This window comes from Ruegeria sp. O4, assembly GCF_056535125.1.
In genome coordinates this window covers 36208-61460 of sequence record NZ_JBQERO010000001.1, presented here as the reverse complement: position 1 = coordinate 61460, position 25253 = coordinate 36208, and the positions used below count along the sequence as shown (strand labels likewise).

Annotated in this window: 27 protein-coding genes; 13 read left to right on the top strand and 14 right to left on the bottom strand. The window is 58.2% G+C overall.

Annotated elements, in window-relative coordinates:
• Positions 1–65 precede the first annotated feature (65 nt).
• Positions 66–566 carry a flavin reductase family protein gene (locus tag ACR0J7_RS00310; RefSeq protein ID WP_480565128.1) on the top strand — a complete coding sequence of 167 codons (501 nt, stop codon included), beginning with the start codon at positions 66–68 and terminating at the stop codon, positions 564–566.
• Here the strand turns inward: ACR0J7_RS00310 and ACR0J7_RS00305 are convergent.
• From ACR0J7_RS00305 to ACR0J7_RS00295, 3 genes are read right to left on the bottom strand one after another with little or no spacing between them, the layout of a single operon-like run.
• Positions 563–1042, bottom strand: coding sequence for a DUF6505 family protein (locus tag ACR0J7_RS00305; RefSeq protein WP_480485889.1), 480 nt, complete (start codon positions 1040–1042; stop codon positions 563–565). The genes ACR0J7_RS00310 and ACR0J7_RS00305 overlap by 4 nt on opposite strands.
• On the bottom strand, positions 1039–1737 hold the full coding sequence (locus tag ACR0J7_RS00300; RefSeq protein WP_480912964.1) for a biotin/lipoate--protein ligase family protein: 699 nt from the start codon (positions 1735–1737) through the stop codon (positions 1039–1041). Before ACR0J7_RS00300 ends, ACR0J7_RS00305 begins: the two co-directional genes overlap by 4 nt.
• Positions 1734–2795 carry an Mrp/NBP35 family ATP-binding protein gene (locus ACR0J7_RS00295; RefSeq protein ID WP_480909152.1) on the bottom strand — a complete coding sequence of 354 codons (1062 nt, stop codon included), beginning with the start codon at positions 2793–2795 and terminating at the stop codon, positions 1734–1736. The genes ACR0J7_RS00300 and ACR0J7_RS00295 overlap by 4 nt, the downstream gene beginning before the upstream one ends.
• Positions 2796–2927: 132 nt before the next feature.
• On the opposite strand from ACR0J7_RS00295, the gene ACR0J7_RS00290 reads away from it, so the two are divergent.
• Complete coding sequence (locus tag ACR0J7_RS00290; protein ID WP_480485895.1) at positions 2928–3656, top strand: hypothetical protein; 729 nt, start codon at positions 2928–2930, stop codon at positions 3654–3656.
• Here the strand turns inward: ACR0J7_RS00290 and ACR0J7_RS00285 are convergent.
• Positions 3650–5602 carry a 4Fe-4S binding protein gene (locus tag ACR0J7_RS00285; protein WP_480912963.1) on the bottom strand — a complete coding sequence of 651 codons (1953 nt, stop codon included), beginning with the start codon at positions 5600–5602 and terminating at the stop codon, positions 3650–3652. The two genes, ACR0J7_RS00290 and ACR0J7_RS00285, sit on opposite strands and share 7 nt — an antisense overlap.
• Before the next feature lie 289 nt (positions 5603–5891).
• Here ACR0J7_RS00285 and ACR0J7_RS00280 point away from each other — a divergent pair, with 289 nt between their 5' ends.
• The 10 genes from ACR0J7_RS00280 to ACR0J7_RS00235 all read left to right on the top strand — a co-directional run bounded on the left by ACR0J7_RS00280 (position 5892) and on the right by ACR0J7_RS00235 (position 15036).
• Positions 5892–6446 (top strand): DUF3305 domain-containing protein, encoded by a 555-nt coding sequence (locus ACR0J7_RS00280; RefSeq protein WP_267365561.1) that lies wholly within the window; start codon positions 5892–5894, stop codon positions 6444–6446.
• Positions 6443–7018: a DUF3306 domain-containing protein gene (locus tag ACR0J7_RS00275; RefSeq protein ID WP_480912961.1), complete on the top strand. Its 576-nt coding sequence runs from the start codon at positions 6443–6445 to the stop codon at positions 7016–7018. Before ACR0J7_RS00280 ends, ACR0J7_RS00275 begins: the two co-directional genes overlap by 4 nt.
• Before the next feature lie 4 nt (positions 7019–7022).
• Positions 7023–7634, top strand: a complete 612-nt coding sequence (locus tag ACR0J7_RS00270) for a TorD/DmsD family molecular chaperone (RefSeq protein ID WP_480912959.1) — start codon at positions 7023–7025, stop codon at positions 7632–7634.
• Positions 7635–7691: 57 nt separating this feature from the next.
• Positions 7692–7877, top strand: a complete 186-nt coding sequence (locus ACR0J7_RS00265; RefSeq protein ID WP_480476672.1) for a ubiquinol-cytochrome c reductase iron-sulfur subunit N-terminal domain-containing protein — start codon at positions 7692–7694, stop codon at positions 7875–7877.
• Positions 7878–7982: 105 nt separating this feature from the next.
• Entirely contained in the window at positions 7983–10877 is a 2895-nt protein-coding gene (locus tag ACR0J7_RS00260) for a formate dehydrogenase subunit alpha (RefSeq protein WP_267365565.1), read from the top strand.
• Positions 10878–10889: 12 nt separating this feature from the next.
• Complete coding sequence (gene fdh3B / locus ACR0J7_RS00255; protein WP_209504177.1) at positions 10890–11483, top strand: formate dehydrogenase FDH3 subunit beta; 594 nt, start codon at positions 10890–10892, stop codon at positions 11481–11483.
• Between the two features lie 75 nt (positions 11484–11558).
• Positions 11559–12761, top strand: coding sequence for a formate dehydrogenase subunit gamma (locus ACR0J7_RS00250; protein WP_480912958.1), 1203 nt, complete (start codon positions 11559–11561; stop codon positions 12759–12761).
• Positions 12762–14024: a c-type cytochrome gene (locus tag ACR0J7_RS00245; RefSeq protein ID WP_480869163.1), complete on the top strand. Its 1263-nt coding sequence runs from the start codon at positions 12762–12764 to the stop codon at positions 14022–14024.
• Between the two features lie 13 nt (positions 14025–14037).
• Positions 14038–14163 carry a hypothetical protein gene (locus ACR0J7_RS00240; RefSeq protein ID WP_267365569.1) on the top strand — a complete coding sequence of 42 codons (126 nt, stop codon included), beginning with the start codon at positions 14038–14040 and terminating at the stop codon, positions 14161–14163.
• A complete protein-coding gene (locus ACR0J7_RS00235; protein ID WP_267365570.1) occupies positions 14164–15036 on the top strand; it encodes a helix-turn-helix transcriptional regulator in 873 nt (290 codons plus the stop codon).
• Positions 15037–15100: 64 nt separating this feature from the next.
• Here ACR0J7_RS00235 and ACR0J7_RS00230 read toward each other — a convergent pair whose 3' ends face one another.
• From ACR0J7_RS00230 to ACR0J7_RS00185, 10 genes are all read right to left on the bottom strand, one after another.
• Entirely contained in the window at positions 15101–15916 is an 816-nt protein-coding gene (locus ACR0J7_RS00230; protein ID WP_480912956.1) for an ABC transporter substrate-binding protein, read from the bottom strand.
• Between the two features lie 20 nt (positions 15917–15936).
• A complete protein-coding gene (locus tag ACR0J7_RS00225) occupies positions 15937–16671 on the bottom strand; it encodes an ATP-binding cassette domain-containing protein (RefSeq protein ID WP_480583777.1) in 735 nt (244 codons plus the stop codon).
• Entirely contained in the window at positions 16664–17377 is a 714-nt protein-coding gene (locus ACR0J7_RS00220) for an ABC transporter permease (RefSeq protein WP_480565154.1), read from the bottom strand. The genes ACR0J7_RS00225 and ACR0J7_RS00220 overlap by 8 nt, the downstream gene beginning before the upstream one ends.
• 159 nt (positions 17378–17536) lie before the next feature.
• On the bottom strand, positions 17537–18526 hold the full coding sequence (locus tag ACR0J7_RS00215; RefSeq protein ID WP_480912954.1) for an ABC transporter substrate-binding protein: 990 nt from the start codon (positions 18524–18526) through the stop codon (positions 17537–17539).
• A 61-nt stretch (positions 18527–18587) separates the two neighbouring features.
• On the bottom strand, positions 18588–19433 hold the full coding sequence (locus tag ACR0J7_RS00210) for an ABC transporter permease (protein WP_267364134.1): 846 nt from the start codon (positions 19431–19433) through the stop codon (positions 18588–18590).
• Complete coding sequence (locus tag ACR0J7_RS00205) at positions 19430–20347, bottom strand: ABC transporter permease (protein ID WP_480622443.1); 918 nt, start codon at positions 20345–20347, stop codon at positions 19430–19432. The genes ACR0J7_RS00210 and ACR0J7_RS00205 overlap by 4 nt, the downstream gene beginning before the upstream one ends.
• A complete protein-coding gene (locus ACR0J7_RS00200) occupies positions 20344–20787 on the bottom strand; it encodes an N-acetyltransferase family protein (protein WP_480912952.1) in 444 nt (147 codons plus the stop codon). The genes ACR0J7_RS00205 and ACR0J7_RS00200 overlap by 4 nt, the downstream gene beginning before the upstream one ends.
• The gene (locus ACR0J7_RS00195; RefSeq protein ID WP_480565163.1) at positions 20777–21574 is read right to left on the bottom strand and encodes an ABC transporter ATP-binding protein; all 798 of its coding nucleotides are present in this window, start codon (positions 21572–21574) and stop codon (positions 20777–20779) included. The genes ACR0J7_RS00200 and ACR0J7_RS00195 overlap by 11 nt, the downstream gene beginning before the upstream one ends.
• A 54-nt stretch (positions 21575–21628) precedes the next feature.
• A complete protein-coding gene (gene hydA, locus ACR0J7_RS00190) occupies positions 21629–23083 on the bottom strand; it encodes a dihydropyrimidinase (RefSeq protein ID WP_480912951.1) in 1455 nt (484 codons plus the stop codon).
• A gap of 91 nt (positions 23084–23174) precedes the next feature.
• A complete protein-coding gene (locus tag ACR0J7_RS00185; RefSeq protein WP_480545656.1) occupies positions 23175–24425 on the bottom strand; it encodes a Zn-dependent hydrolase in 1251 nt (416 codons plus the stop codon).
• A gap of 172 nt (positions 24426–24597) precedes the next feature.
• Between ACR0J7_RS00185 and ACR0J7_RS00180 the strand changes: the two genes are divergently transcribed.
• The gene (locus ACR0J7_RS00180; RefSeq protein WP_209504191.1) at positions 24598–25206 is read left to right on the top strand and encodes a TetR family transcriptional regulator C-terminal domain-containing protein; all 609 of its coding nucleotides are present in this window, start codon (positions 24598–24600) and stop codon (positions 25204–25206) included.
• Positions 25207–25253: the final 47 nt, after the last annotated feature.

Below are 25253 nucleotides of genomic sequence, written 5' to 3'. Positions count from 1 at the left end.
GCTTTTCGTGGACAATCCGGGCCACGCATGGCACCTGATGCGCGGCCAAGGAACACGCGCGCGATATGACGGAAAAGATTTTCACACCGACCCCGGATCAAAGCCACGCCTTTCGTGAGGCGCTGGGATGTTTCGGAACGGGCGTCACCGTGATAACTGCGCAAACCGAAGACGGCCCGCGTGCAATCACTGTAAACTCGTTCGCGTCAGTGTCCCTGAATCCGCCGCTGGTGTTGTGGTGCCTGGCCAAAGAGTCAAACCGCTTCGACACTTTCAGCACCTGCACGCATTACTCGATCCATGTGATGGCTCAGGATCAACAGGACCAGGCGCTTAGATTTGCCCGCGACGGTGTGGATTTCACCCATGCCGAGTGGACGACGGACGAGGCTGATCGCCCGCAGCTGGCCAATTGTCTGGCACGGTTTGACTGCCGGTTGCATGCCCGGCACGAGGCTGGAGATCATCTGATCATTGTGGGTCATGTGGATCAGGTCATGTACCGCACCGGCAAGGGTCTGATCTTCAAGCGCGGTCAGTTCGGCGGGTTTGTCGACCCTTTCTAGTCGTCCAGCGACCCATGCACCGCCAGAACCTCTAGCTGTGCGTCTTGCGGAGTGATCACACGAAAGGCTTCGTGCACTCCTGTCTCAGACAATTCTCTGGCGACGGTCAGCAGCGTGTTGGCCGCATGGTCTTCACACAGCTCTGACATGTGATCGATTTCGTTCTGTGCCACGCTCAATGCCGCTTCGACCGAGGGCGCTCCGTAATACTGCACGAAATGTTCTGCCAGATTGCGGGTGATCTGATCCCTTTCAGCCGCTTCGATCTGGGTTACCGCCACAAATGTCACCCGGCCAAAGGTTTCCAACCCCAGCCAGCCATTCGCAAAAGCCTGACGCGCCTTACCTTCCAGATCCGCGCCGCTCCAGTTCGAAAACTCGAACCCGCCCGAAACGCACCATTCGCCCGTACGTGCCGGAGAATGGAACACGTTCATGTCGCTTTCATCGAAATGGATCGCGCGGGCCAGTTTCATCGTCCGTTCTCCAATAGTTCCGTCAGCGGGCGCAGGCGGGTGTTGACCCCGTCGCGGATCAGCATTCCAAACCTCTCATCCGTGCCAAGGAATACACCGCCATCAACCAGTGGCTCACCTACGCCACGCAGCAGGCCCATCCATTCGGCATGCAGGGGCGCGTTGCCATCCTCCTGCCAGCGGTTGAGCCAGGTCAGCATATGGCGTGACCAGCTTTCGACCAGTTGCGTGGCCGAAACCACGGCACAACCTTCATCGTAAAGGGCTGTGACATCCGGCGTTTCGCCGGGCGCGCTGCTGGTTTGCATCAATGCGAGCTCCCAGCCGACAATCAGCCAATCCGGTTCTTCTTCCGCGTTTCCCCCGGAGGCCGAAACGCGGAACACACCGCATTTCGCACCATTCACGCAAATCAGACCGTCCCACCCCAGATGCACCGCCACTTCGGGTGGGGCCAGAGCGCCCAGCGCATTCTGAAACCCAACGGCACAAAGCGGCAGCATCGCCATCGCGTCCCGAAGCGGCACCTCGGGCGCGAAAACGATCGCGACACGCAGGTAATCGGCCTGAATGTTATAAACAACCGCCCCCGCATCGCAGCCCAAAGCCGCCATAGCCTGGGCGCGTTCAAACGGGTCTTCCCCACCCTGAACCGGGTGACCCGTCAACAAAGGGGGAAAGACCGGTTGGCTCATGCGGTGCCTTTGGCGATCATGTCGCGGGCGATCTTGCGGAAAGCCTCAGCCTGAGGGCTGTCTGGTTTGCTGACCACAATAGGCGCACCCCCGTCTGCGGCGATACGAATGTCCAGATGCAACGGGATTTCACCCAGCAGCGGCACGCCCATCGCCTCGGCCTCGGACTTGACACCACCATGACCAAAGACGTGTTCTTCATGCCCACAGTTCGAACAGATATGCGTGGACATGTTTTCGATCATCCCAACGATAGGCGTCTTGAGCTGATTGAACATATCGATTCCCTTGCGGGCATCAATCAGCGCCACGTCCTGCGGCGTCGAGACGACAATAGCGCCGTCCACCTTGAATTTCTGGCTCAGCGTCAGTTGCACGTCGCCGGTACCGGGCGGCAGGTCGACGATCAGCACGTCCAGGGCACCCCATTGCACCTGGCTCATCATCTGTTGCAGCGCCCCCATCAGCATCGGCCCGCGCCAGACAACGGCCTGCCCTTCATTGGTCATCAACCCCATCGACATCATGGTGACGCCGTGGTTGCGCAGCGGCAGGATAGTCTTGCCATCGGGGCTGGCCGGACGGCCCGAGACACCCAACATCCGAGGCTGCGACGGCCCATAAACATCCGCGTCCAGCAATCCCACGCGCCGCCCTTCTGCGGCCAGCGCACAGGCCAGATTGGCCGACACGGTGGATTTGCCCACACCCCCTTTGCCAGACGCAACCGCGATGATCCGGTAGACACCGGGAACGGCCTGCGGTCCAGTTTGCGAGGGCTTGGGTTTCGGCTTCAGATCCGGCGGCGCCTTGTCGGAATGAGCAGTCATCAGGGCCGATACATTTACGACGCCCTCAACCATCTGTGCGGCCTTTTCAGCTGTTGCGCGCACAGGTTCCATCTTTTCGGCATGCTTCGGGTCGATCTCAAGGACAAAGCGAACCGTATCGCCCTCGACATTCAGCGCACGCACGATGCCCGCACTGACAATGTCCTGACCTGAAACCGGATCGGTGATCTTTTTCAGGTTCGCCAGAACCGCGTCACGAACACTCATGCTGTTCTCTCCTTGGTATGCCCCGCCGACAGGGGCGTGCGTGTCGACATGTATTGGTCGCCGCTCATTGCATGTGTCTCCGTCTCTTTCTGTTCATTTGACGCGTAACAGCCTTCATAGTTAGGCTAAACCATGCGCCTTGTCTTGTTGTGCCTGAGCCTGACGCTCACCGCCACCCCCTCCTTGTCGCAGGAGGCGATTGGCCTTGCGGCTCCGGCAGAGGTTAACGACTCCGGTCTGTTGCAACATATCCTTCCTCGCTTCTCTCTCAAGACCGGGATACGCGTTGTCGCAGATGATGCCGGTGCCATGGTGCTGGTAACCGAACCACCCGGCGATCCTGTCTTTGCCCGTGGTGGCGTGGTTTATCACCTGCGGATCGAAGGCGATGATCGTCAAATCCGGTTTCGCGACTGGCTGCAATCAGAGATCGGCAAGCGCACTGTCGAAAGCTTTCCTCCTGTGGTTGGTGAACCGTTCAGCGCCAGCTTTGATCCCAAGGTCACCCAGTCGGACGATACCTTGGACGGCAACACCGTGTTGGGCGAAGAACTGTCGATGACCCATTGTGGTCGATGTCATGTGATTGGCCCCCGCAATCGGATGAACGGGCTTGGCTCGACCCCCTCTTTCGCCGTCCTGCGCGCGATGCCGGATTGGTCGGAACGGTTCGAAGCGTTCTTTGCCCTCAATCCCCACCCCGCATTCACGCAGATCGACGGGTTGACACCGCCCTTTGATCCCGAGCGCCCATCCCCAATTCACCCGGTCAAGATGACGTTGGACGATCTTGAAGCCATCCTGGCGTTTGTTTCGCGCATAGACGCCGCTGATCTGGGCGCGCCGCTAAAGCTTCAGTGATCCTTTCTATCCGAATAGTAATCCTCGGTGGTAACGACCCGAGGCTTGGGTTTTGACTGGAACGGATTGTCCTGCTGCTGGAAATGAGCATTCACCCGGCAATTGTCGCACATCTGGATCATCCGTGCCTGATCCGATGTGGCAAACATCGGGTGCGTGCCCGAAAGCTTTTCCATGATCCGTTCAACGGTTGATTTCACCCCGAACAGAGCCCCGCATTCGATGCAGGCAAACGGTTCCTCCTCGTTCAGGACCTGCTGAGACAGGGCAGCGTCGCTCAGATCCAGTTGCGGCACCAAGGTGATCGCGTCTTCGGGGCAGATCGTCTTGCACATTCCGCATTGCAGGCACGCATCCTGCTGAAAGTTCAACTGGGGCTTGTCAGGGTTATCCATCAAAGCTCCGGACGGGCACAGCGACACGCAACTAAGACAGAGCGTGCAACTGTCTGTATTCACAGCAACGGCACCGTAAGGCGCACCTTCAGGCAATGGCAGCGGGGCTTTGGCCTGCGGGTTCAGGGCCTGTGCTGCCAGCCGCGCGATTTGTCGGCGGTTGCCAAGTGGCAAGACCGGATTTGCCAACGGTTCGGGGACATTTTGCGCATACAGCAAGTCTGCCATCGCATCAGGGTCCACCTCCTCGATCAGCCCGATCGCATCCGAACTGGTTATGGCACGTGCCAGTTCAATTTCGCGATCCAGCGCATCCCGTTCGGTCTTCGGGGCCAGCAACACATCCACACGCGCAAATCCATGTGCCAGCGCGGCCAGCATTTCCGAATGGCCGAACCCGGATATCACTTTCAATTCCAGCGGGATAACATCCGCAGGCAATCCCCGGCCGAACCTTGCTGTAAGCCTTATCATTTCGGCCCCGTAGGCGTCGTGCACAAGCAACCGGGGTGCGATACCGCCTGCCCTTCGGTACGTGCGTGCCAGAATATGCATCCGTGACAACAGGGCCGAAACAGGTGGATCTTCATAGGTTATCGCCGTTGACGGGCAGACCGCCGCGCATTCGCCACACCCGGCGCAGACCATCGGATCAATCGCCACATGCTCGCCCGAGGGTGTGATTGCACCGGTTGGGCAAATATCCAGACAGTTTGAGCATCCGACCTGTTCCGCCCGCGAATGGGCGCAAAGTGTTTCCTCCAGTCGCACGTACAGGGGTTTTTCGAATGTTCCGACCAGTTGGGCGGCGTCAAAAGCCAGACGTTCTACAGACACCGCATCCTTGGGATCAGCCCGCAAATACCCCTCGCGCTTGGCCGGAGCCTGCACAAAGGGCGTGCCCGCCGTCAGGTCAACGATGATATCACAGGCCGATTGCGCCCCATCTCTTGGTTCCGTCCAATTGAAAGCACCCCTGCCTGCGGGAACCACTTGCTGCACATTGTTCAGACGCAAGGAAAACCCACCCAGAGCACCCGAAACAGACCGCAATTGTCCCCGAATGACATCGAAGGCCCGAGAGTCTGGCTCAGCCTGATCCGTGACCAGAACGGTTACCGCCAGTGTTCGGGCCAACCTTTCCGCCAGTCCAAAGGCAACGGTACCAGGACCAATGATAAAACACGTGCCTTCGCTGATAACATCAACGCTGGGCGTCACCGGTTGCGGCAGGAACGCTTCGGCAGCTAAGGCAGCCATTTTGGCCGTCGCATCCGCGCCCTGATCGGACCAACCGGCGCGATCCCGCAGGTCGACAAAGCCGGGAATTTCGACATTCATATCTTCGGCAAGCGACCGGAACACCTCTTGTTCCTGCAGACAGGCGATGACGGTATCGCCCTCTTGCATCAAGGATGCAGCAGATTGCAGTTCTTTTGTGCAAAGCGCGGTATGCACCTTTGAACAGGTAATCCCGCAGGCGCTTTCGATCCTGTCCGGATCCAGCGCCTGAGTTCCCGCGCAATCGCAGAGCAAAAGTTTCGTGCCCATGTCCCCTCCCTCGGGAAGCAGTCCCGATCCTTTGCACTTTAGGCTGCATTCCCGCCTTTGCACTTTAGGCTGCATTCCCGATGAAGCAACTTCAACCCTGCGAAGTGCACAGCGCGCCCGGCAGAGTTTCGCGGCAAAATCCCATAAAACAAAAGCCTTCTCAGGCTTTGATCACGAAGACGCTACCGGGAATACGACCAAAGTATTAAAGCGCAGGCTTGGCACGTGGCTATTTTGTGTACCATAGTGGACATGGAAAGGCAGGGGAGAGCCTTTCGGGGAGGATCCAGTGGCCAAGGCCGCAAGCCAGATCGACATGCCGGTTGGCGTCATTGTGCGCAAAACACCCGGGGTCACACGTTGGGCCCGCTGGAACTGGCGCGCGGTCGCCGTGTTGCCCGGTGCAGGGCCAGCCGATTGGCAGGAACTGCGCCGCGAAGGCGAGGCGGTCGAATACCACGCTGCCACCCTTCCCCTGACCCTCTGGGCGGACGAGACTGAAGCCTACCTGGTCAACCTGTCGGACGGGCAACCCTCGATCTATCTTGTACTGCGGAATGAGCTGAAGGGCGACACGCCCCTGAATGCAGTTCTGATCACCGCTTCTCCGTTCCAGGGGCAGGATTACGCGGACACCGGCGAAGAGATTGTCGAGAAAATCCCAATGACCGAAGGGTTGATCGCCTGGGTACGGGATTTCACCCTGAAACATCACCAGCACGAAGTGTTCGTCAAGCGCCGTCGCGACAGAAAGCGAACCGATTTGGTGGAGGATGGTAAGGGCGACGCGCGTATCCGGCAGGCATCGGATGTTTTCCGCGCCCCGAGACGGGTGCTGCAATGACAGAGCGGCGTGATTTCTGGTCGCGCCGAAAGGCTGCCGTTCAGGCCGAAGCTGAAGCCGAGGCGCTGGCCCTTGAAGAACAAGTGATCGCAGCCCATCACGCTGAACTTGAAGAAAAGAGTGACGTTGAGATTTTGGCCGAATTCAACCTTCCCGATCCCGATACCCTCGGACCCTGCGATGATGTTTCGGGCTTTATGTCCAAGGCAGTGCCTGATCGCCTTCGGCGCCGCGCCCTGCGGCGGTTGTGGCGGCTGAACCCTGTTCTGGCAAATGTCGACGGGCTGGTTGATTACGGCGAGGACTACACCGATGCCGCCTGCGTGATCGAAAACATCCAAACCGCCTATCAGGTTGGAAAAGGCATGCTGGCGCATGTCGAGGCACTGGCCGCCGACGCGCAAGAAACGGAAGAAAACGAAATCGAGGCTGATACGCTCTCTGAACCTGAGGTCGTGCCGGTTGACCCCGATCCCGTGCCACAGCCGGTTTCAGTTGCTCAGATAGAAGAGCCGGAAGAACTCGAACGTCCCCCGTCGCCACGTCGAATGACATTTGAATTTGAAGGATGACCGAATGACCGCAAGTGACGCGCACACTCTGGATGTTTCAGCCGAGGATCGCCTGCGCGCGGATTTCTATAACTTACTGGGTCTGTTACTGGCAGGTCCTCCGGACCAGATGTTGCTGAACCAAATGGCTGGTCTGGTCGGAGATGACACGGATCTCGGCAAGGCCATTCAATCCATGGCGCGGGTTGCCAAGGTCACCAAGCCAGCCGCTGCCGAACGGGAATTCAATGCGTTATTCATCGGATTGGGCCGGGGTGAGTTGCTGCCTTACGCCAGTTTCTACCTGACGGGCTTTTTGAACGAGAAACCCTTGGCTCAGCTGCGCAATGACATGGCGGTTCGCGGGATCACACGTGCCCAAAACGTGTTCGAGCCCGAAGATAACATCGCCTCATTGATGGAGATGATGGCCGGAATGATCGTCGGGCGTTTTGGCAGCCCGGCATCCCTGGATGACCAAAAGGCATTCTGGAGCAAGCATATCGGCCCCTGGGCCACGCATTTCTATTCGGATTTGGAAGCAGCCGAGAACTCGGTTCTTTATGCATCCGTCGGCACTGCCGGTCGGGTGTTCATGGAGATCGAGCGCGAAGCGTTCCGGATGACGGCGGGGTAACCCGCACATCGCCGGTGTCCCATGGGCGCCAAACCGCAATTGGGAAAGGAGGTTCCCATGAGCAAGACCAAGGAAGAAGGCGCCACCCGCCGTGACTTCCTCAAACTGGCCGGAACCGCAGCACCAGCTGCCGTTGCCGCCAGCCTGACCGGGAAGGCCGAAGCCGCCGCGCTGCCGACCGACGAAACCCGCATTCAGGATACTGCGCATACACGCGCCTACATCGAGAGCACCCGGTTCTAGGACCGGACGCTTTCACACCCGGCAGACGGTTGCGATTGGCCCTGACGTCGGTTTCAGCAGTACCAAGCCAGCCGTGGCTGACACGGCGCGCAAGGGAGGAAAGACATGCTTAGGAAAAAGACCAACGGGGTTGCGAGACGCCCCCAGCGGACAAGTATCCTGTCCCAGGTCGGCGAGAAAACCGTCGATCGCCGCGCATTCCTGCGTGGCTCGGGCCTGACGATCGGCGGCCTTGCCGCGATCAGTGCCACGGGTGGAACCGTGACGCCAGCCAGTGCCCAGACAGCGGCCAATCAGGCCGTCGAAAACATCAAATCCGTATGCACCCACTGTTCGGTCGGCTGTACCGTCGTTGCCGAAGTACAGAACGGTGTCTGGGTCGGGCAGGAACCCGGTTGGGACAGCCCGTTCAATCTGGGTGCACATTGTGCCAAGGGGGCTTCGGTTCGCGAGCACGCCCACGGCGAGCGCCGCCTGAAATATCCGATGAAAAAGGAAGGCGGCGAGTGGAAGCGCATCAGCTGGGAAGAGGCGATCAACGAGATCGGCGACGGCATGATGTCGATCCGCGAAGAATCCGGGCCCGACAGCGTGTATTGGCTGGGCTCAGCAAAACACAATAACGAACAGGCCTATCTGTTCCGCAAATTCGCCGCCTACTGGGGCACGAACAACGTGGACCATCAGGCCCGTATCTGTCACTCGACCACTGTTGCGGGTGTTGCGAATACATGGGGCTACGGCGCCATGACCAATTCGTATAACGATATCCACAACTCGCGCGCCATCTTCATCATCGGCGGCAACCCGGCCGAGGCGCACCCTGTCTCTCTGCTGCACGTTCTGCGCGCAAAAGAGCAGAACAACGCCCCACTGATCGTCTGCGACCCGCGATTTACGCGCACGGCGGCCCATGCGGATGAATATGTCCGTTTCCGCCCAGGCACAGACGTTGCGCTGATCTGGGGCATCCTGTGGCACATCTTCGACAACGGTTGGGAGGATAAAGAATTCATCCGCACCCGTGTCTGGGGCATGGACCAGATTCAGGATGAGGTGGCCAAATGGACGCCTGAAGAAACAGAACGCGTCACCGGCGTGCCTGGCTCGCAACTGAAACGTGTTGCCCGAACCATGGCCAACAACCGCCCCGGCACGGTCATCTGGTGCATGGGCGGCACACAGCACACCAACGGCAACAACAACACCCGCGCCTATTGCGTGCTTCAGCTTGCGCTGGGCAACATGGGTACCTCGGGTGGCGGTACCAATATCTTCCGCGGCCACGACAACGTGCAGGGCGCGACAGACCTTGGTGTTTTGTCCCACACCCTGCCCGGCTATTACGGCCTGTCTGCGGGCGCATGGGGCCACTGGAGCCGCGTCTGGGGTGAAGACCTGGATTGGCTGAAGGGCCAGTTCGCCACGATCAAGGGCAAAGACGGCAAGGACAAACCGCTGATGAATGAAAGCGGTATCCCGGTATCCCGCTGGATCGACGGTGTTCTGGAAGACCCTGCGAACATGGATCAGGATAACAATGTCCGTGCCATGGTTCTGTGGGGTCACGCGCCGAACTCGCAAACGCGGGGTCCGGAAATGAAAACGGCAATGGAAAAGCTGGACATGCTGGTCGTGATCGACCCGTATCCCACTGTCTCGGCCGTTCTGCATGACCGCACCGATGGCGTCTACCTTTTGCCCGCCTGTACGCAGTTCGAAACCCGTGGCTCGGTCACCGCGTCAAACCGCTCGTTGCAGTGGCGTGACAAGGTGGTTGATCCGCTGTTCGAAAGCCTGCCGGACGAGGTCATCATGGCCAAGTTCGCCAATAAGTTCGGTTGGGCGGATCGCCTGTTCCGCAATATCGAGATGGAAGACCCCGAGACCCCGAATGTTGAAAGCATCACGCGTGAATTCAACTCAGGCCTCTGGACCATTGGATATACCGGGCAGTCGCCGGAACGCTTGAAAAGCCATATGGCCAATCAGCACACGTTCGACCGAACCACGCTGCAAGCCATTGGTGGACCAAACGACGGCGAATATTATGGTCTGCCCTGGCCGTGCTGGGGAACCGCTGAGATGGGTCATACGGGGACTCCGAACCTCTATGACATGTCCAAACCGGTGGCCGAAGGCGGCCTGACCTTCCGCGCCAGGTTCGGAGTGGAACGCGATGGCGACAACCTGCTGGCCGAAGGTGTCTATAGCGTTGGATCAGAAATTCAGGATGGATACCCTGAATTCACGATGCAGATGCTGATGGACCTTGGCTGGGACGGCGACCTGACGGCTGAAGAACGCGCTGCAATCGATGCCGTTGCAGGCCCCGAGACCAACTGGAAAACCGACCTTTCGGGCGGTATCCAGCGGGTGGCGATCAAGCATGGCTGTGCGCCCTTCGGGAACGCCAAGGCCCGCGCGGTCGTCTGGACCTTCCCGGATCCGATCCCACTGCATCGCGAGCCGCTTTATACGAACCGGCGTGATCTGGTGGTGGACTATCCAACCTACGAGGACCGGCACGCATATCGCCTGCCCACCCTTTATGCTTCGATCCAAAAGAACGACTTTTCAAAGGATTACCCGATAATCCTGACGTCAGGTCGTCTGGTCGAATATGAAGGCGGCGGCGAGGAAAGCCGGTCTAATCCATGGCTTGCTGAACTTCAGCAGGATATGTTCGTCGAGATCAACCCGCGCGATGCCAACAACCTTGGCATTCGGGACGGGCAACAGGTCTGGGTCGAAGGTCCGGAAGGCGGTAAGGTCAAGGTGATGGCGATGCTGACCAATCGGGTCGGTGCCGGTGTCGCCTTCATGCCTTTCCACTTTGGCGGCCATTTCCAGGGCGAGGACTTGCGGCACAAATACCCCGCCGGTGCTGACCCCTATGTTCTGGGCGAAAGTTCCAACACCGCCCAGACTTATGGCTATGATTCAGTGACCCAGATGCAGGAGACCAAGTGTACTCTCTGCAAGATCTCGGCAGCGTAAGGAGGACGATTAATGGCTAGAGCAAAGTTTCTCTGCGACGCTGAACGCTGCATCGAATGCAACGCCTGCGTAACCGCGTGCAAGAACGAGCATGAGGTACCCTGGGGTATCAACCGCCGCAGGGTGGTGACGATCAATGACGGCAATCCGGGCGAACGCTCGATCTCGGTGGCCTGTATGCATTGTTCGGATGCGCCCTGCATGGCGGTGTGCCCGGTCGACTGCTTCTACCAGAACGAAGAAGGTGTTGTCCTGCACTCCAAGGACCTGTGCATCGGTTGCGGTTATTGCTTTTACGCATGCCCGTTTGGCGCGCCGCAATACCCGCAGGCAGGCAATTTCGGTTCACGCGGCAAGATGGACAAATGCACCTTCTGCGCCGGTGGTCCCGAAGAAAACCACTCGACCGCAGAGTTCGCCAAATATGGTCGCAACCGGATCGCCGAGGGCAAACTGCCCATCTGCGCCGAAATGTGCTCCACCAAGGCCCTGCTTGCCGGTGACGGCGACGTGGTGTCGGCTGTTTACCGTGAACGCGTCGTGGCGCGCGGTTTCGGCTCGGGCGCCTGGGGTTGGGGTACTGCCTACGACCAGAAAGACGGCTAAGCCGCTGTCTGCACAAAGCAATGGACAACCCGCTCGGCGCGGGTTGTCCGATCTTGGAATTTGACCGAGGTTCAGATGCTCCGCTTTCTCATCGCTTTTCTGTTCACCCTTGGACTGACCTTTTCGGCAGCCGCCCAAACGACCGATGACAGCAACGCCACGCCTGAAAGGGCGGGAACCGGCGGAGCGACGACCCTTGAAGATATTCTCGCCCGGCAACGTGGTGAGCAGGTGGATAACGGATATCGCTCCGGCAATACCGGCCAGAGCAATGTCGAGGGTCTGATGGGTCAGCTTGGCACCCGTGGTGTCGCGTCGGACAGTGATGTATATCGTGCGTTGCGCTATGGCTCGGCCAATGTGACCGTATCGTCAAACGGCCCCGCTGCAAGCGTGTTGATACAGGATGGCGGCATGTGGTGGCTGAACTTCCGCAGCGGACCGCTGCGCGAATATGGCACTTACATCATCGCCGGGATGCTGGGCATCATTCTGCTGTTCTTCCTGATCCGTGGGAAAATCCGCATCGATGGAGAGAAAACAGGCCGAACGGTCACCCGTTTCAACGGGATTGAACGTTTTGGCCATTGGCTGTTTGCTGGATCGTTCCTGATCCTCGGCATTACTGGTTTGCTTACGCTCTATGGTCGCGACTTCCTGATCCCGATCTTCGGCAAGGAAGGTTTCGCCACCATCGCACACGGCTGCAAGTGGCTGCATAATAATCTGGCCTGGGCTTTCATGCTGGGTCTGATCATCGTCACGGTGAACTGGATTGCTCATAACATCCCCAACCGCACTGACCTGAAATGGCTGGCCGCTGGCGGGGGCCTGTTCACCAAGGGCAACCACCCGCCCGCCCGGAAATTTAATGCGGGGCAAAAGATCATCTTCTGGGCCTGCATCCTGCTGGGCGTGTCGATCAGCCTGTCCGGCTTGTCACTGCTGTTCCCGTTCGAGATGCCCCTGTTCGCCAAGACCTTCTCGGTCGCAAACGCCACGGGTATTCCGCAGACGCTGGGTCTGACCTTGCCGGTGCAGATGTCACCGCAGGAAGAGATGCAATTCGCCCAAGTCTGGCATGTCATGATTGCCTATGTGTTCATCGCGATCATCGTCGCGCATATCTATCTCGGCTCGGTCGGGATGGAGGGCGCGTTTGACGCCATGGGAACCGGAGAGGTCGAAGAACAATGGGCGCGCGAGCATCACTCGCTCTGGCTGGAAGAGGTGCAGGAAAAAGAGGCTGGCAAAGCAGCCGCCTCACCCGCTGAATAGATGCGTGGGCTGGTTCTGGCGCTGGCGCTGGTGCCCCTGCCCGCCGTGGCAGAATTCTTCACGCTGAAAGGGCATGGCGGCCCCATCATGGGCATCGCCACCGCGCCAGACGGTCGCATCGCAACAGCCAGTTTCGATAACTCTGTGGGTCTTTGGACCGGGCAAACGCCAAATTGGTTCGAAGGGCACGAGGCCGCCGTGAACGCAGTCGCGTTCAACGGCTCCGCTTTCTTTTCTGCCGGAGACGATTTCACCCTGCGCAAATGGCCAAGCGGTGAAATCATTGGCCGACACAAGGGGAAGATTGTTGGCCTTGCCGCGTCAGAAACCCTTATTGCCACGGCCAGCTGGGATGGAACAATCGGCCTGTGGCCTGTCGATGGCACAGAACCCGCGCGGCTTGGACCGACCGGCAGTGGCGTAAACGCGGTCGCATTCTCACCTGACGGCACGCAGCTTTTTTCGGCGGGCGTCGACGGCGCTTTGCGCTTATGGGATGTGTCCAGCGGGCAAGAAACAAGGCGTCTGGTCGAGCACGGGTTCGGCATCAATGAACTGGCGCTGAATGCACAGGACAATTGGCTCGCTTATGGTGCGGTAGACGGTGTCACACGTATCCTTGACCTTTCCAACGGTGAAGAGCGCGATTTCACTCTGGACCGCCGCCCGATCCTTGCCCTTGCGCTCAGCCCGGATCGGAAACTTTTGGCCGTAGGCGATGGCGAAGGGTATATTATGGTCATCGACACCGTCGATTGGCGCATTGCACAGGATTTTCGCGCCACGTTGCGCGGTCCGGTCTGGGCTTTGGCATTTTCCAAAGACGGTAAAAACATCCATGCGGGCGGACTTGACGAGGCGATGTACAGCTGGCCTGTGGACGCTCTGTCCGACCAACACCAGATGGCCTCGACAGAACCGAGTTTCCTGAAAAATCCTGATGAGATGGACAACGGGGAACGCCAGTTTGCGCGCAAATGTTCGATCTGTCACAGCCTGTCATCCGATAACGCGCGACGTGCAGGCCCAACCCTGCACGGTGTATTTGGACGTCAGGCCGGCACGGTTCGTGGATATTTGTACTCGGATACATTGCAAGGCTCTGATATCATTTGGAATGACGAGACAATAAATGCCCTTTTCGACGAGGGGCCAGACCACTACATTCCGGGGTCGAAAATGCCGATGCAGCGAATTGCCAAAGCACAGGATCGCCAGGATCTTATCGCTTTTCTGCGTCGCGCAACAACTGACCGGAACTGAACCGGAGGAGCCCATGAAAGCCTTTCTTGCCGCCGTCGCCACGATGGTCGTTATTGCAGGCGCAGCCCCGTTTGTGCTGGAACAGATCGGGTTCAGCACCGCTGACACTACGTCCGGCATCGCCGTGCGCCTCGACTGAATGGCGCAATATCTGACCACCCGTGAACTGGCCGATCTGCTGCGCATTGGCGAGCGGAAGGCTTATGACCTTGCCTCGTCAGGCGAGGTGCCGTGTGTGCGCGCCATGGGCAAGCTGTTATTTCCGCGGGCCGAGATCATTGCCTGGCTCAACGCGTCGCGATCCGGCCCTCAGGTCGCAGAACCGCCCCTGCCCCCGATCATAGCAGGCAGCCACGATCCCTTGCTGGACTGGGCGCTGCGTGAAAGTGGGTCGGGGCTGGCCACCTATTACGACGGTTCTTTTGATGGCCTGATCAGGCTCAGTGAACGCAGCGCGCAGGGCGCTGTGTTACACATCCACGAAAATGGCGGATTCAACAAGGAATCCCTGCAAGACACTTTGGGCGAAGCCCCGGTGATCCTATACGAAGTCGCCCGACGTGAGCGTGGATTGCTTCTTGCCCCGGGCATATCCGACATCAATTCTTTTGACGACCTCAAGTCACGCACCGTCATACTGCGTCAGGACAGTGCGGCAAGCCAGCGCCTGTTTGACGCCCAACTGGACGCCCACGGCCTGCGCCGGGATGATCTGGACATTCGACCCGGCTGCGCACGTACAGAAGAAGAGCTTGCGATCGCCCTGCATGACCGGAAGGCCGAGGCCGGTTTTGGGCTTGGCGCCCTAGCCGGTCTCTACAACTTGGGTTTTGTCCCCACTCATTCCGAGCGGCTGGATCTTGCCATCTGGCGTCGGGCCTTTTTCGATCCGCCGATACAGAAACTGCTAACCCTGTTGCGCTCGGGTCAGTTCGCCCAGCGGGCGCGCGAGTTCGGCGGCTATGACCTGTCTGGTCTTGGCACGATCCACCACAATGGGGCCAGCGGGTGAAAATCCACCCGCGCCTTCATCTTTTCAAAAATACTCGCCCCGCAGGGGCTGGCCGCAGGCCAGCTTAATGCGCATTGGGGAAAAACACCTGCTGACCGTCCAGCCGGAAAGAGGCGATCGCCTGCTGCCCGTCGGGCCCGGTCAACCAGTCGATGAAACGCTGACCAGCGGCCGCCCGTACATGCGGATGCTTTTCAGGATTCACGAGGATCACACCATATTGGTTGAACAGACGCGGGTCGCCTTCGACCAGGATCTCAAGATTGCCTCTGTTACCAAAGGACAGCCACGTCGCCCGATCTGTCAGAGTGTACGCGTCCATGCCGCTGGCAACGTTCAGCGTCGCCCCCATACCTGAACCGGTTTCCCGATACCAACTGCCGGACGCACCGGTTGGGTCCAGCCCCGCAGCCGACCAATGCCGCAGCTCGGCCTTGTGCGTTCCGCTGTCATCACCGCGCGACGCAAACGGGGCTTCAGCCTTTGCAATCGCTGTAAGAGCGCTCAGAATGTCGGCACCACCGCGAATTCCGGCGGGATCTGCCTTGGGGCCCACCAATACAAAATCGTTATACATCAGGTCTTTCCGCTCCACGCCATATCCATCAGCGACGAATTTCTCTTCGGCGGATTTGGCGTGAACCAGCAGGACGTCTCCGTCACCATTGACGGCATTGCGGATTGCCTGACCGGTTCCTACGGCCACAACGCGCACGTCAATGCCCGACTCGGCCTCGAACCACGGCAGAATATAGTCCAACAGCCCCGAATTCTGGGTGGATGTCGTAGACTGCACGACAATGAACGGTGTCTCTGCCAAGGCCGCATTTGCCGACAGACCAAAGGCTATCACCGCTGCCCGAAGTATTGCGCGGAACATCATTTTCTCCGTTTTATCTTTTAGGTAACCAATCCACCCGCGAGGTAGCGACGCGATGCTTCGCTTTCGGGGGTATCCAAAACCTGCTTTGCGGGGCCGTGTTCAACCACATGACCGCCCTGCATCATGACCACATCCGACGCCAAACGACGGGCCTGGCCAATATCATGTGTGACCATCACGATCCGTACACCCCGCGCCGAGGCGCGCAGAACCATACGTTCGATCATCTGTGTTGCGCCGGGATCAAGGGCGCTGGTCGGTTCGTCCAGAAACAGTGTTTCGGGCTCCAGCGCCAAGGCACGCAAAATGGCCAGCCTCTGGGCCTCGCCCCCTGAGAGCGACCGGGCAGATTGCCAGGCCTTCCCCTCCAGCCCGCCTTCGGCCAGCAACTCGATGATACGTGCCTTTCTCGCCGCTCGCCCCATGCCCTGACGCTTGAGGACAAAGCCCAGGTTTGCAGCAACAGACCGTCGCAACAGAACCGGTCTCTGAAATACCATGGCTTGGCGCGTTTTCTGCGCGGCGCCCAGAGGGTTTCCGTCCTGCACCACCCGCCCGCGATCCGGCGAGATCAGGCCATGCAAGCACCGTAGCAACAGACTTTTTCCCGCACCGTTGGGGCCAAGAAGCAACGTCGGCCCCGGACCATCCAGAACCAATGAAGGAACATCCAGCAAAACCTTGCCGTTGCTGCGAATTTGCACTTTTTCAACCGTCAGACAGTTCGACATCTCGCAGATCACGTCACGCATGGCGCAACCCCTCCTGTTCGGCCCGCAAACTGACCGCGCTGACCATCGCGTTTACCGCAATTGCAATCCCGATCAGGATCGCCCCCAGCGCCAGTGCCAGCGACAGATTTCCCTTCGACGTTTCAAGCGCAATGGTTGTCGTCATCACGCGGGTCACATGATTGATGTTTCCGCCAACGATGATAACCGCGCCCACCTCGGCGATGGCGCGTCCGAAACCGGCAAGCAAGGCCGTGACCAGTGCCAGTCGAGCATCCCACAACAAAACCGGGACCGAGGCCAGCCGTGACACTCCCAAGGACCGCAGCTGTTCTGAATATTCCTCAGCCAACATTTCAACAACCTGGCGCGTCAGAGCCGCGACAATGGGAGTGACCAACACCACCTGCGCGATGATCATGGCGGTCGGAGTGTACAAAAGCTCAAGCACTCCCAAGGGACCCGAACGGGACAGCATCAGATAGACCAGCAGGCCTACGACAACCGGTGGAAACCCCATCAGTGCATTCATCAGGACGATCAGCATCCGGCGGCCGGGGAAACGGGCGACGGCCAACGCAGCCCCCACGGGCATTCCGATCAGAGCAGAAACCAGCACCGCAAAAACGGACACTTTCAGAGACAACAGCACAATTGCCCACAGCTCAGAATCTCCCCCAAGGATCAAGGCAATCGCAGCACTGAATTCTGTTGAAAATTCCTGCATTTTATTCCCTGCAATCCACCCTTCGTATAGATACTCGTAAGTTTACAGGGAAATACTACTTTATATCGGTGCCAAGTACAGACACAATTCCGACACCACGAATGCGAAACGCGGCCCCGATTGGGACCGCGTTTTTGACCTTCAAATTAACGGTTAGCGTCAGTTCAGAGCAGCATCCGTAATCTGGTGCGTCCAGGCCCCTTCAGGTGTCTTGGTGATCACCGGGTCAGAACCTCCGGCCAGCAGGGTACCAACGGTGCGATCAAAATCCGCCGGGTCCAGCGCGCCGTTCGAACCTGCGGTCAACTTGGCGATCTCACCCATCATGCGTTTCTGATGTTCTTCCGTCTGCGCACCCGTTGCATCGTTCTCCAGCACGATATCCGCTGCTTCGTCGGGGTTCTCCTCGGCGTATTTCCATCCTTTCATCGAGGCGCGAACAAACCGCTGCATCTTGTCGGTGAAGGCCGCATCGCTGAGATTTTCTTCCAGAACGTAAAGACCGTCTTCCAGCGTCGCGACACCCTGGTCTTCGTATTTGAAGGTCACCAGTTCATCTGGGCTGACACCGGCATCGATGACCTGCCAGTATTCATTGTAGGTCATGGTGCTGATGCAATCCGCCTGACGTTGCAGCAGCGGATCGACGTTGAAGCCCTGTTTCAGAACTTCCACACCGTTGTCGCCTTTCCCATCAGTGCTGATGCCCAACTGGCTCATCCAGCTCATGAACGGGAACTCATTGCCAAAGAACCAGACACCCAGCGTGCGGTTCTTCAGGTCCTCAGGCGACGAAATACCGGCATCTTTCCAGCAGGTCAGCATCATGCCCGAGCTTTTGAACGGCTGGGCGATGTTCACCAACGGCAACCCTTTTTCACGTGCGGCCAGAGCGGCAGGCATCCATTCAACGGTCACATCAGCACCGCCGCCCGCAATCACCTGTGTCGGAGCGATGTCAGGCCCACCGGGCAGAATGGTAACGTCCATGCCTTCTTCCTCGTAAAAGCCCTTGTCCTTGGCAACGTAGTAGCCCGCGAATTGTGCTTGCGTGACCCATTTCAGTTGCAGTGTCACTTCATCCGCCGCCAGCGCCGTACTGGCTGCCAGACCAAAGGCGGCAACCGCCCCGCTGAATAGCTTGTTCATCTTCATTTCTCCTAGTTGCTTGTTGCGCCCCGATTTTCAGGGTCTGTTGATTTTCTTCGTCTTATCCGCGTTGTGAGGGGTGCCAGAACGTCACCACTTTTTCGATTCCCGCCACCAGGCCATAAAAGGCCGTACCCGCGATAGCGGCAACAACGATTTCGGCCCAGACCATGTCCAACGACAATTGACCGACGCTGGTGGAAATCCGAAATCCCATACCGAGCGTTGGCGATCCGAAGAATTCCGCCACGATGGCGCCAATCAAAGCCAAAGTTGTCGAAATCTTCAACCCGTTGAAAATGAAAGGCATCGCCGCGGGCAGCCGCAGCTTCAGAAAGCTCTGCCAATAGCTTGCAGCATAGGTTTCCATCAAGTCACGCTGCATTGCGGTGGCCTCGCGCAGACCGGCCACGGTGTTGACCAGCATCGGAAAGAACACCATCACAACGACCACCGCCGCTTTGGAATGCCAATCAAACCCGAACCACATGACCAGAATGGGTGCCGTCCCAACGATGGGCAAAGCCGCGACGAAATTCCCGACTGGCAACAGCCCCAAACGCAGGAAATCCCACCGATCGACGGCAATCGCCATAAGGAAGGCCGATCCACAGCCGATGACATATCCGCTGAGCGCCCCTTTCAGGATTGTCTGAACAAAGTCGGCCCAAAGAATGTCTAGGCTACCTGCAAATCGCACTGCTATGGCAGACGGTGCCGGCAGAATGACCAGCGGCACTTCAAGCCCACGGACCACCAGCTCCCAGGCTCCAACAATGGTCAGACCAAAAATCACCGGTGCCAGAAAGCGTACCATCTGGCTGTCGGCTTGCGGGCCACTGGCCAATCGGCTGTTCAACCACCAGCCGAAAGCCCACAGCAGCAAAGCAAAGACAACCAACATCATTGCGCCATCCCCATCCGCCTCAGAACCGACCGTTCAATCAATCCCAGCAAACCGACCAGGCAGGCAGCCAGAATGGCCGCAGCAAACAGCGCTGACCATATCTGCACGGTTTGACCATAGTAACTGCCTGCCAGCAACCGAGCACCCAATCCTGCGACAGCGCCTGTCGGCAGCTCACCCACGATTGCGCCGACCAACGACGCCGCAATACCGATCTTCAACGAGGTGAACAGGTATGGCATCGACGCCGGCAGGCGCAGTTTCCAAAACCCCTGCGATTGGCTGGCATTATAGGTCCGCAACAGGTCAAGTTGCATCGCGTCAGGGCTGCGCAACCCTTTGACCATGCCGACGACAACCGGGAAAAAGCTCAGATACGCTGATATGATCGCCTTGGGAATGATCCCCTGAACCCCGACCGAGTAAAGAACCACGATAATCATCGGTGCCAGAGCGATAATCGGGATCGTCTGGCTAACGATAGCCCATGGCATGACCGACAAATCCATCACGCGGCTATGCACGATCCCAACGGCCAACAGGACACCCAGCCCGGTCCCGATAACAAAGCCCAGCATCGTAGCGCTGAGTGTCACCCACCCATGAAAGATCAGCGATCTTTTCGAGTTGATTTTCTTCAGAACAGTTGTATCCCACAATTCAATCGCCACCTGATGAGGTGATGGCAAACGGGGCTTGCCTTGCTCCCAAGTTGCTGGAATCGCGAACGAATTATTCAGAACCAGACCGAACTCTCCCAGATCCCGGCGCGCACTTGCGGTGGGTGGCTGAACCTCGGCACCGCCACGTTCAAGCTCGGTCAAAACCCCTTTGATGTTCATCGGAACGCAAGCGACATACCAGAACAGAACGATCACGGCGACGACGGTGAAAACGGCAATGATCTGCTTCATGCGTGCCACTCCATTCGATAGACGGGCACTGTATCCGGCGGTACGGGTGGTTCTTCGGCAGTTACCTCGAACCCTTCACGGCGGTAAAACCTCTGCGCCGCCTGATTGGGTTTGTGTGTTGTCAGCCAAAGATGGGTCCGACCCTGCTTCGCCTTGACAACGAAACGCTTGCCAATTCCCTGCCCCGTCCGGCTGCAATACAACGCACCGATTTTACACTGCGCCGGATCTATGGACATGTAGCAATCAACCGGATCACCCGCGACCCAGATCTCGCGACTGTCGAACGCTTCGTGGATCAGGGTCGCCAATTCCTCCACCGGCAATTCATCAGGCATCCAGTCCGTCTGCCAGGCCCAGTTGTAAATCACGCGGGCACAAGCCGGCACGTCACCTACCACGGCCCGTCTGATGGTTTCTGTCCCCGGATCAGTCGTCATAAGAATGCCCCGCCCGCAACCCGTCGCGAACACGATGGGCCACTTCGATGAATTCCGGAGTGTCACGAATGTCCAACGGCCGTTCCTTTGGCAGCGGGCTGTCGATCACATCCGTAATCCGCCCCGGCCGCGGGCTCATCACGACAATTTTGGTGCTCAGATATACGGCTTCGGGAATCGAATGCGTCACGAAGCCGATGGTCTTTTCTGTTCTGTCCCAAAGCGCCAGAAGCTGCTCATTCAAGTGGTCCCGCACAATCTCATCCAAAGCGCCGAACGGCTCATCCATCAACAAGATATCAGCATCAAAGGCCAAAGCCCGGGCGATGCTGGCGCGCTGCTGCATCCCACCGGATAACTGCCAGGGAAACTTTCCTCCAAATCCTTCAAGATCAACCAGTTCCAGGACTTTTCTCACCCTTTCCTCCTGCTCGGATGCGGAATAGCCCATGATCTCAAGCGGCAACTTGATGTTCTTTGCTATGGTGCGCCAGGGATAAAGGCCCGCTGCCTGAAAGACATACCCATAGGCCCTGTTCCGCCGTGCTTCGTCCGCTGTCATTCCGTTGACAGTCAGCGACCCGCCGGTCGGTGTCTCCAAGGCCGCAATACAGCGCAGGAAAGTGGTTTTCCCACAGCCCGAGGGGCCAATGAAACTAACAAATTCACCCTTGTCGATCGTCAGGTTCACGTCTTTCAACGCGTGAACAGGCCCGTCATTGGTTTGAAAGGTGAGGTCAAGCTGCCTTGCTTCGATGACGTGCTGGGTCGTGCTTTCAGTGGTCATTCTACTGCCTTGAAAAGAGTGGTGCCGGGGCCGCCCAGACAGCGGCCCAACGGATCAAACCCCCGTCGCCGGGATACCTGTCCGCTCAACTGGCCGAGGGGCGGTTAGTTCTTTCCACGCGCTCAAAGCCTTGTTGACGGTCGTATTTGCCTCGCGCGCAACGAACTCGCCATGGCCTTCCTGCGTGCGGATTTCACCATCATGTACCGCAACCTGTCCACGGGTCAGCGTAAAGCGCGGCAGGCCTTTGACCTCTTTGCCCTCAAACACGTTATAGTCGATTGAAGATTGCTGCGTACTGGCTCTGATGGTTTTCGTTTTTTCAGGATCCCATACGACGATATCCGCATCCGCTCCAACAAGGATCGCGCCTTTTTTCGGATAGCAATTCAGTATCTTGGCGATGTTTGTTGAAGTCACCGCAACAAATTCATTGGGCGTCAGGCGTCCTGTATTCACACCATGCGTCCACAGCATCGGCATCCGATCTTCCAGACCGCCGGTCCCGTTCGGGATCTTGGTGAAATCCCCAACTCCAAAGCGTTTCTGTTCGGTCGTGAAGGCACAATGGTCGGTTGCCACAACACTCAGCGTTCCTGATTGCAGGCCATTCCACAGGCTGTCCTGGTGCTGCTTATTGCGGAACGGGGGGCTCATGACCCGCCGCGCGGCGTGATCCCAATCCTGATTGAAATATTCGCTTTCATCCAGGGTCAGATGCTGAATCAGCGGCTCGCCCCACACCCTCTTGCCCTGCATTCGGGCTCGGCGAATGGCCTCATGAGACTCTTCGCAGGATGTGTGAACAACATACAGCGGCACGCCCGCCATATCTGCGATCATAATGGCCCGGTTTGTGGCCTCACCCTCTACTTGCGGCGGTCGGGAATAAGCGTGCGCTTCCGGGCCAGAGTTCCCCTCGGCCAGAAGCTTGGCGCTCAGTTCGGCAACGACGTCTCCGTTCTCGGCATGCACCATTGCGATGCCGCCCAGTTCGGCCAAACGCCTGAACGAAGCATAAAGCTCATCGTCATTCACCATCAACGCGCCTTTATAAGCCATGAAATGCTTGAACGTGTTAATGCCGCGCGTCTCGATCACGGTCTTGAGGTCGTCAAATACCTGTTCCCCCCACCATGTCACCGCCATGTGGAACGAGTAGTCGCAATTCGCCCGCGTTGATTTGTTGTCCCAGCGCTTCAGGGCATCCATCAGGCTTTCGCCCGGATTGGGCAGCGCGAAGTCAACAACCATCGTCGTGCCCCCCGCCAGGGCGGCCCGCGTACCGCTTTCGAAATCGTCGCTGGAATAGGTGCCCATGAACGGCATTTCCAGATGGGTATGCGGATCAATCCCACCGGGCATCACATAACAGCCTGACGCGTCCAGCTCGTTATCCCCTTTCAGACCCATCCCGATCCCGGTGATGACGCCGCCTTCGACCAATACATCCGCCTTGTATGACAAATCCGCGGTGACAACGGTTCCGTTTTTAATAACAGTACTCATTTTGAACTCCCTGATGCGGTCTGCGCCGCTTGCTTCATCTGGCCAAAAATATCCCGGGGGAGTCGCCCTTGGGCGACGGGGGCAGCGCCCCCTATTCCACGATTTCGGCAGTCTCGACCACGGCATGCAGCAGGACATCTGCCCCGGCTGCCGCCCAATCCTTGCTGATCTCTTCAGCCTCATTATGGCTCAGCCCGTCCACACAGGGGCACATGACCATGGCGGTCGGGGCCACGCGGTTGATCCAGCAGGCATCATGCCCCGCGCCCGAGATGATGTGGGTATGCGAATAGCCCAGCCTTTCAGCCGCATCGCGCACGGCAGACACGCAATCGTCGTCGAACTTCACCGGATCGAAACCGCCGACTTTCTCGAATTCGATCTGCAGACCCATTTCTTCGACGATATCTTCCGCCGCCACCCGCAGGCGATTTTCCATGTCGGTGATCACCTCCAGCTCGGGCGAGCGGAAATCGACCGTGAAAACGACTTTTCCGGGGATTACGTTGCGAGAATTCGGGAATACGTCGATATGCCCCGCGGCACCGACCGCATGCGGTGCATGAGACCAGGCGATTTCGTCCACTTTCTCAAGAATGCGCGCCATCGCAAGCCCGGCATTCTTGCGCATCGGCATCGGGGTTGAACCGGTATGGGCATCCTTGCCGGTCACCGTGACCTGTGTCCAGCTCAGACCCTGACCGTGGGTGACGACGCCGATATCCTTTCCTTCGGCTTCAAGGATCGGACCCTGTTCGATATGCAACTCAAAGAAAGCGCGCATCTTGCGCGCGCCAACTTTTTCTTCACCGCGCCAACCGATCCGGTTCAGTTCATCCCCGAATTTCTTACCATCGGCATCTTCACGGTCATACGCCCAGTCCTGCGTGTGCATTCCCGCAAAGACACCAGACGACAGCATGGCGGGCGCATATCGCGTCCCTTCCTCGTTGGTCCAGTTGGTCGCCACGATGGGATGTCTTGTCTTGATCCCGAGATCATTGAGCGTGCGGATAATCTCCAGCCCGCCCAGAACGCCCAGAACGCCGTCATATTTTCCGCCAGTCGGCTGCGTGTCCAGGTGCGAACCCACATAGACCGGCAAAGCGTCCGGGTCGGTGCCCTCACGATGCGCAAACATGTTGCCCATCTGGTCCAGCCCCATGGTGCATCCGGCCTCTTCACACCATTTCTGGAACAAGGCGCGGCCTTCGGCATCCTCGTCAGTCAGAGTTTGCCGGTTATTCCCCCCCGCAACACCGGGACCGATCTTGGCCATCTCCATCAGGCTGTCCCACAACCTGTCGCCATTGATCCTGAGATTCTGCGCCGGAGCTGCCATTGTCTTATTCCCTGTTTGCTTGCGATTTTGCTCGCTATTGGTGTCTTGATTTGACCAACTGGTCAAACTCACGCTATCACGGGTTCGGTATCAGTCAAGAAATTGCGCGGCAAAGCCTGAAATTTCAGTGTAATCCGTGCCTATCCGACGAAAAAAGAGACACACTGAAATCATGCCGAAAGACCGCGCACCAACTCGTATCCAGAAGAAGAACCGAGCCGCGATTCTCGAGGCTGCCCTGAATGTGTTTTCCGCACACGGGTTTCGTGGGGCAACCGTCGATCAGATTGCTGCCGAGGCGGGGTTGAGCAAACCCAATCTCCTCTACTATTTCGCGTCGAAAGAAGCGATCCACACCGAATTGCTTTCGGGCCTGTTGGAAACCTGGCTGGCGCCCCTGCACGATCTGGATGAGACCGGTGATCCAATGGAGGAAATGCTGGCCTATATTCGCCGGAAACTGCAAATGAGTCAGGAGCTACCACGGGAAAGCCGCCTTTTTGCCAATGAGCTTGTGCAAGGAGCGCCCCGCATTCACGACGCTTTGTCCAATGATCTCAAACAACTGGTTGACGAAAAGGTCACCATTCTCACCAATTGGATGGATCAGGGCAAAATCGCGCGGTTGCACCCTTATCATCTGATGTTTTCGATCTGGGCGTTGACGCAGCATTATGCCGATTTCGACGTTCAAGTGCGGGCTATTCTGGGTGACGAAAACCCGTTTGAGGGTGCAGAACCCTTTGTCGATACGCTGTACCGAAAGCTTCTGACGCCATGAATGCAGGGGCCGCGTCAGCGGCCCCTCAGGGATATTCCCTGTCTCAA

Coding starts and splice junctions, on each gene's coding strand:
- ACR0J7_RS00210 (WP_267364134.1), bottom strand. CDS start 19,433: ATGATGTTGGTTGTCTTTGCTTTGCTGCTGTGGGCTTTCGGCTGGTGG.
- ACR0J7_RS00250 (WP_480912958.1), top strand. CDS start 11,559: ATGCTCCGCTTTCTCATCGCTTTTCTGTTCACCCTTGGACTGACCTTT.
- ACR0J7_RS00275 (WP_480912961.1), top strand. CDS start 6,443: ATGACAGAGCGGCGTGATTTCTGGTCGCGCCGAAAGGCTGCCGTTCAG.
- ACR0J7_RS00180 (WP_209504191.1), top strand. CDS start 24,598: ATGCCGAAAGACCGCGCACCAACTCGTATCCAGAAGAAGAACCGAGCC.
- ACR0J7_RS00270 (WP_480912959.1), top strand. CDS start 7,023: ATGACCGCAAGTGACGCGCACACTCTGGATGTTTCAGCCGAGGATCGC.
- ACR0J7_RS00225 (WP_480583777.1), bottom strand. CDS start 16,671: ATGCGTGACGTGATCTGCGAGATGTCGAACTGTCTGACGGTTGAAAAA.
- fdh3B (WP_209504177.1), top strand. CDS start 10,890: ATGGCTAGAGCAAAGTTTCTCTGCGACGCTGAACGCTGCATCGAATGC.
- ACR0J7_RS00235 (WP_267365570.1), top strand. CDS start 14,164: ATGGCGCAATATCTGACCACCCGTGAACTGGCCGATCTGCTGCGCATT.
- ACR0J7_RS00290 (WP_480485895.1), top strand. CDS start 2,928: ATGCGCCTTGTCTTGTTGTGCCTGAGCCTGACGCTCACCGCCACCCCC.
- ACR0J7_RS00200 (WP_480912952.1), bottom strand. CDS start 20,787: ATGACGACTGATCCGGGGACAGAAACCATCAGACGGGCCGTGGTAGGT.
- ACR0J7_RS00300 (WP_480912964.1), bottom strand. CDS start 1,737: ATGAGCCAACCGGTCTTTCCCCCTTTGTTGACGGGTCACCCGGTTCAG.
- ACR0J7_RS00240 (WP_267365569.1), top strand. CDS start 14,038: ATGAAAGCCTTTCTTGCCGCCGTCGCCACGATGGTCGTTATTGCAGGC.
- hydA (WP_480912951.1), bottom strand. CDS start 23,083: ATGAGTACTGTTATTAAAAACGGAACCGTTGTCACCGCGGATTTGTCA.
- ACR0J7_RS00215 (WP_480912954.1), bottom strand. CDS start 18,526: ATGAACAAGCTATTCAGCGGGGCGGTTGCCGCCTTTGGTCTGGCAGCC.
- ACR0J7_RS00230 (WP_480912956.1), bottom strand. CDS start 15,916: ATGTTCCGCGCAATACTTCGGGCAGCGGTGATAGCCTTTGGTCTGTCG.
- ACR0J7_RS00265 (WP_480476672.1), top strand. CDS start 7,692: ATGAGCAAGACCAAGGAAGAAGGCGCCACCCGCCGTGACTTCCTCAAA.
- ACR0J7_RS00305 (WP_480485889.1), bottom strand. CDS start 1,042: ATGAAACTGGCCCGCGCGATCCATTTCGATGAAAGCGACATGAACGTG.
- ACR0J7_RS00310 (WP_480565128.1), top strand. CDS start 66: ATGACGGAAAAGATTTTCACACCGACCCCGGATCAAAGCCACGCCTTT.
- ACR0J7_RS00245 (WP_480869163.1), top strand. CDS start 12,762: ATGCGTGGGCTGGTTCTGGCGCTGGCGCTGGTGCCCCTGCCCGCCGTG.
- ACR0J7_RS00195 (WP_480565163.1), bottom strand. CDS start 21,574: ATGACCACTGAAAGCACGACCCAGCACGTCATCGAAGCAAGGCAGCTT.
- ACR0J7_RS00205 (WP_480622443.1), bottom strand. CDS start 20,347: ATGAAGCAGATCATTGCCGTTTTCACCGTCGTCGCCGTGATCGTTCTG.
- ACR0J7_RS00295 (WP_480909152.1), bottom strand. CDS start 2,795: ATGAGTGTTCGTGACGCGGTTCTGGCGAACCTGAAAAAGATCACCGAT.
- ACR0J7_RS00220 (WP_480565154.1), bottom strand. CDS start 17,377: ATGCAGGAATTTTCAACAGAATTCAGTGCTGCGATTGCCTTGATCCTT.
- ACR0J7_RS00285 (WP_480912963.1), bottom strand. CDS start 5,602: ATGGGCACGAAACTTTTGCTCTGCGATTGCGCGGGAACTCAGGCGCTG.
- ACR0J7_RS00260 (WP_267365565.1), top strand. CDS start 7,983: ATGCTTAGGAAAAAGACCAACGGGGTTGCGAGACGCCCCCAGCGGACA.
- ACR0J7_RS00185 (WP_480545656.1), bottom strand. CDS start 24,425: ATGGCAGCTCCGGCGCAGAATCTCAGGATCAATGGCGACAGGTTGTGG.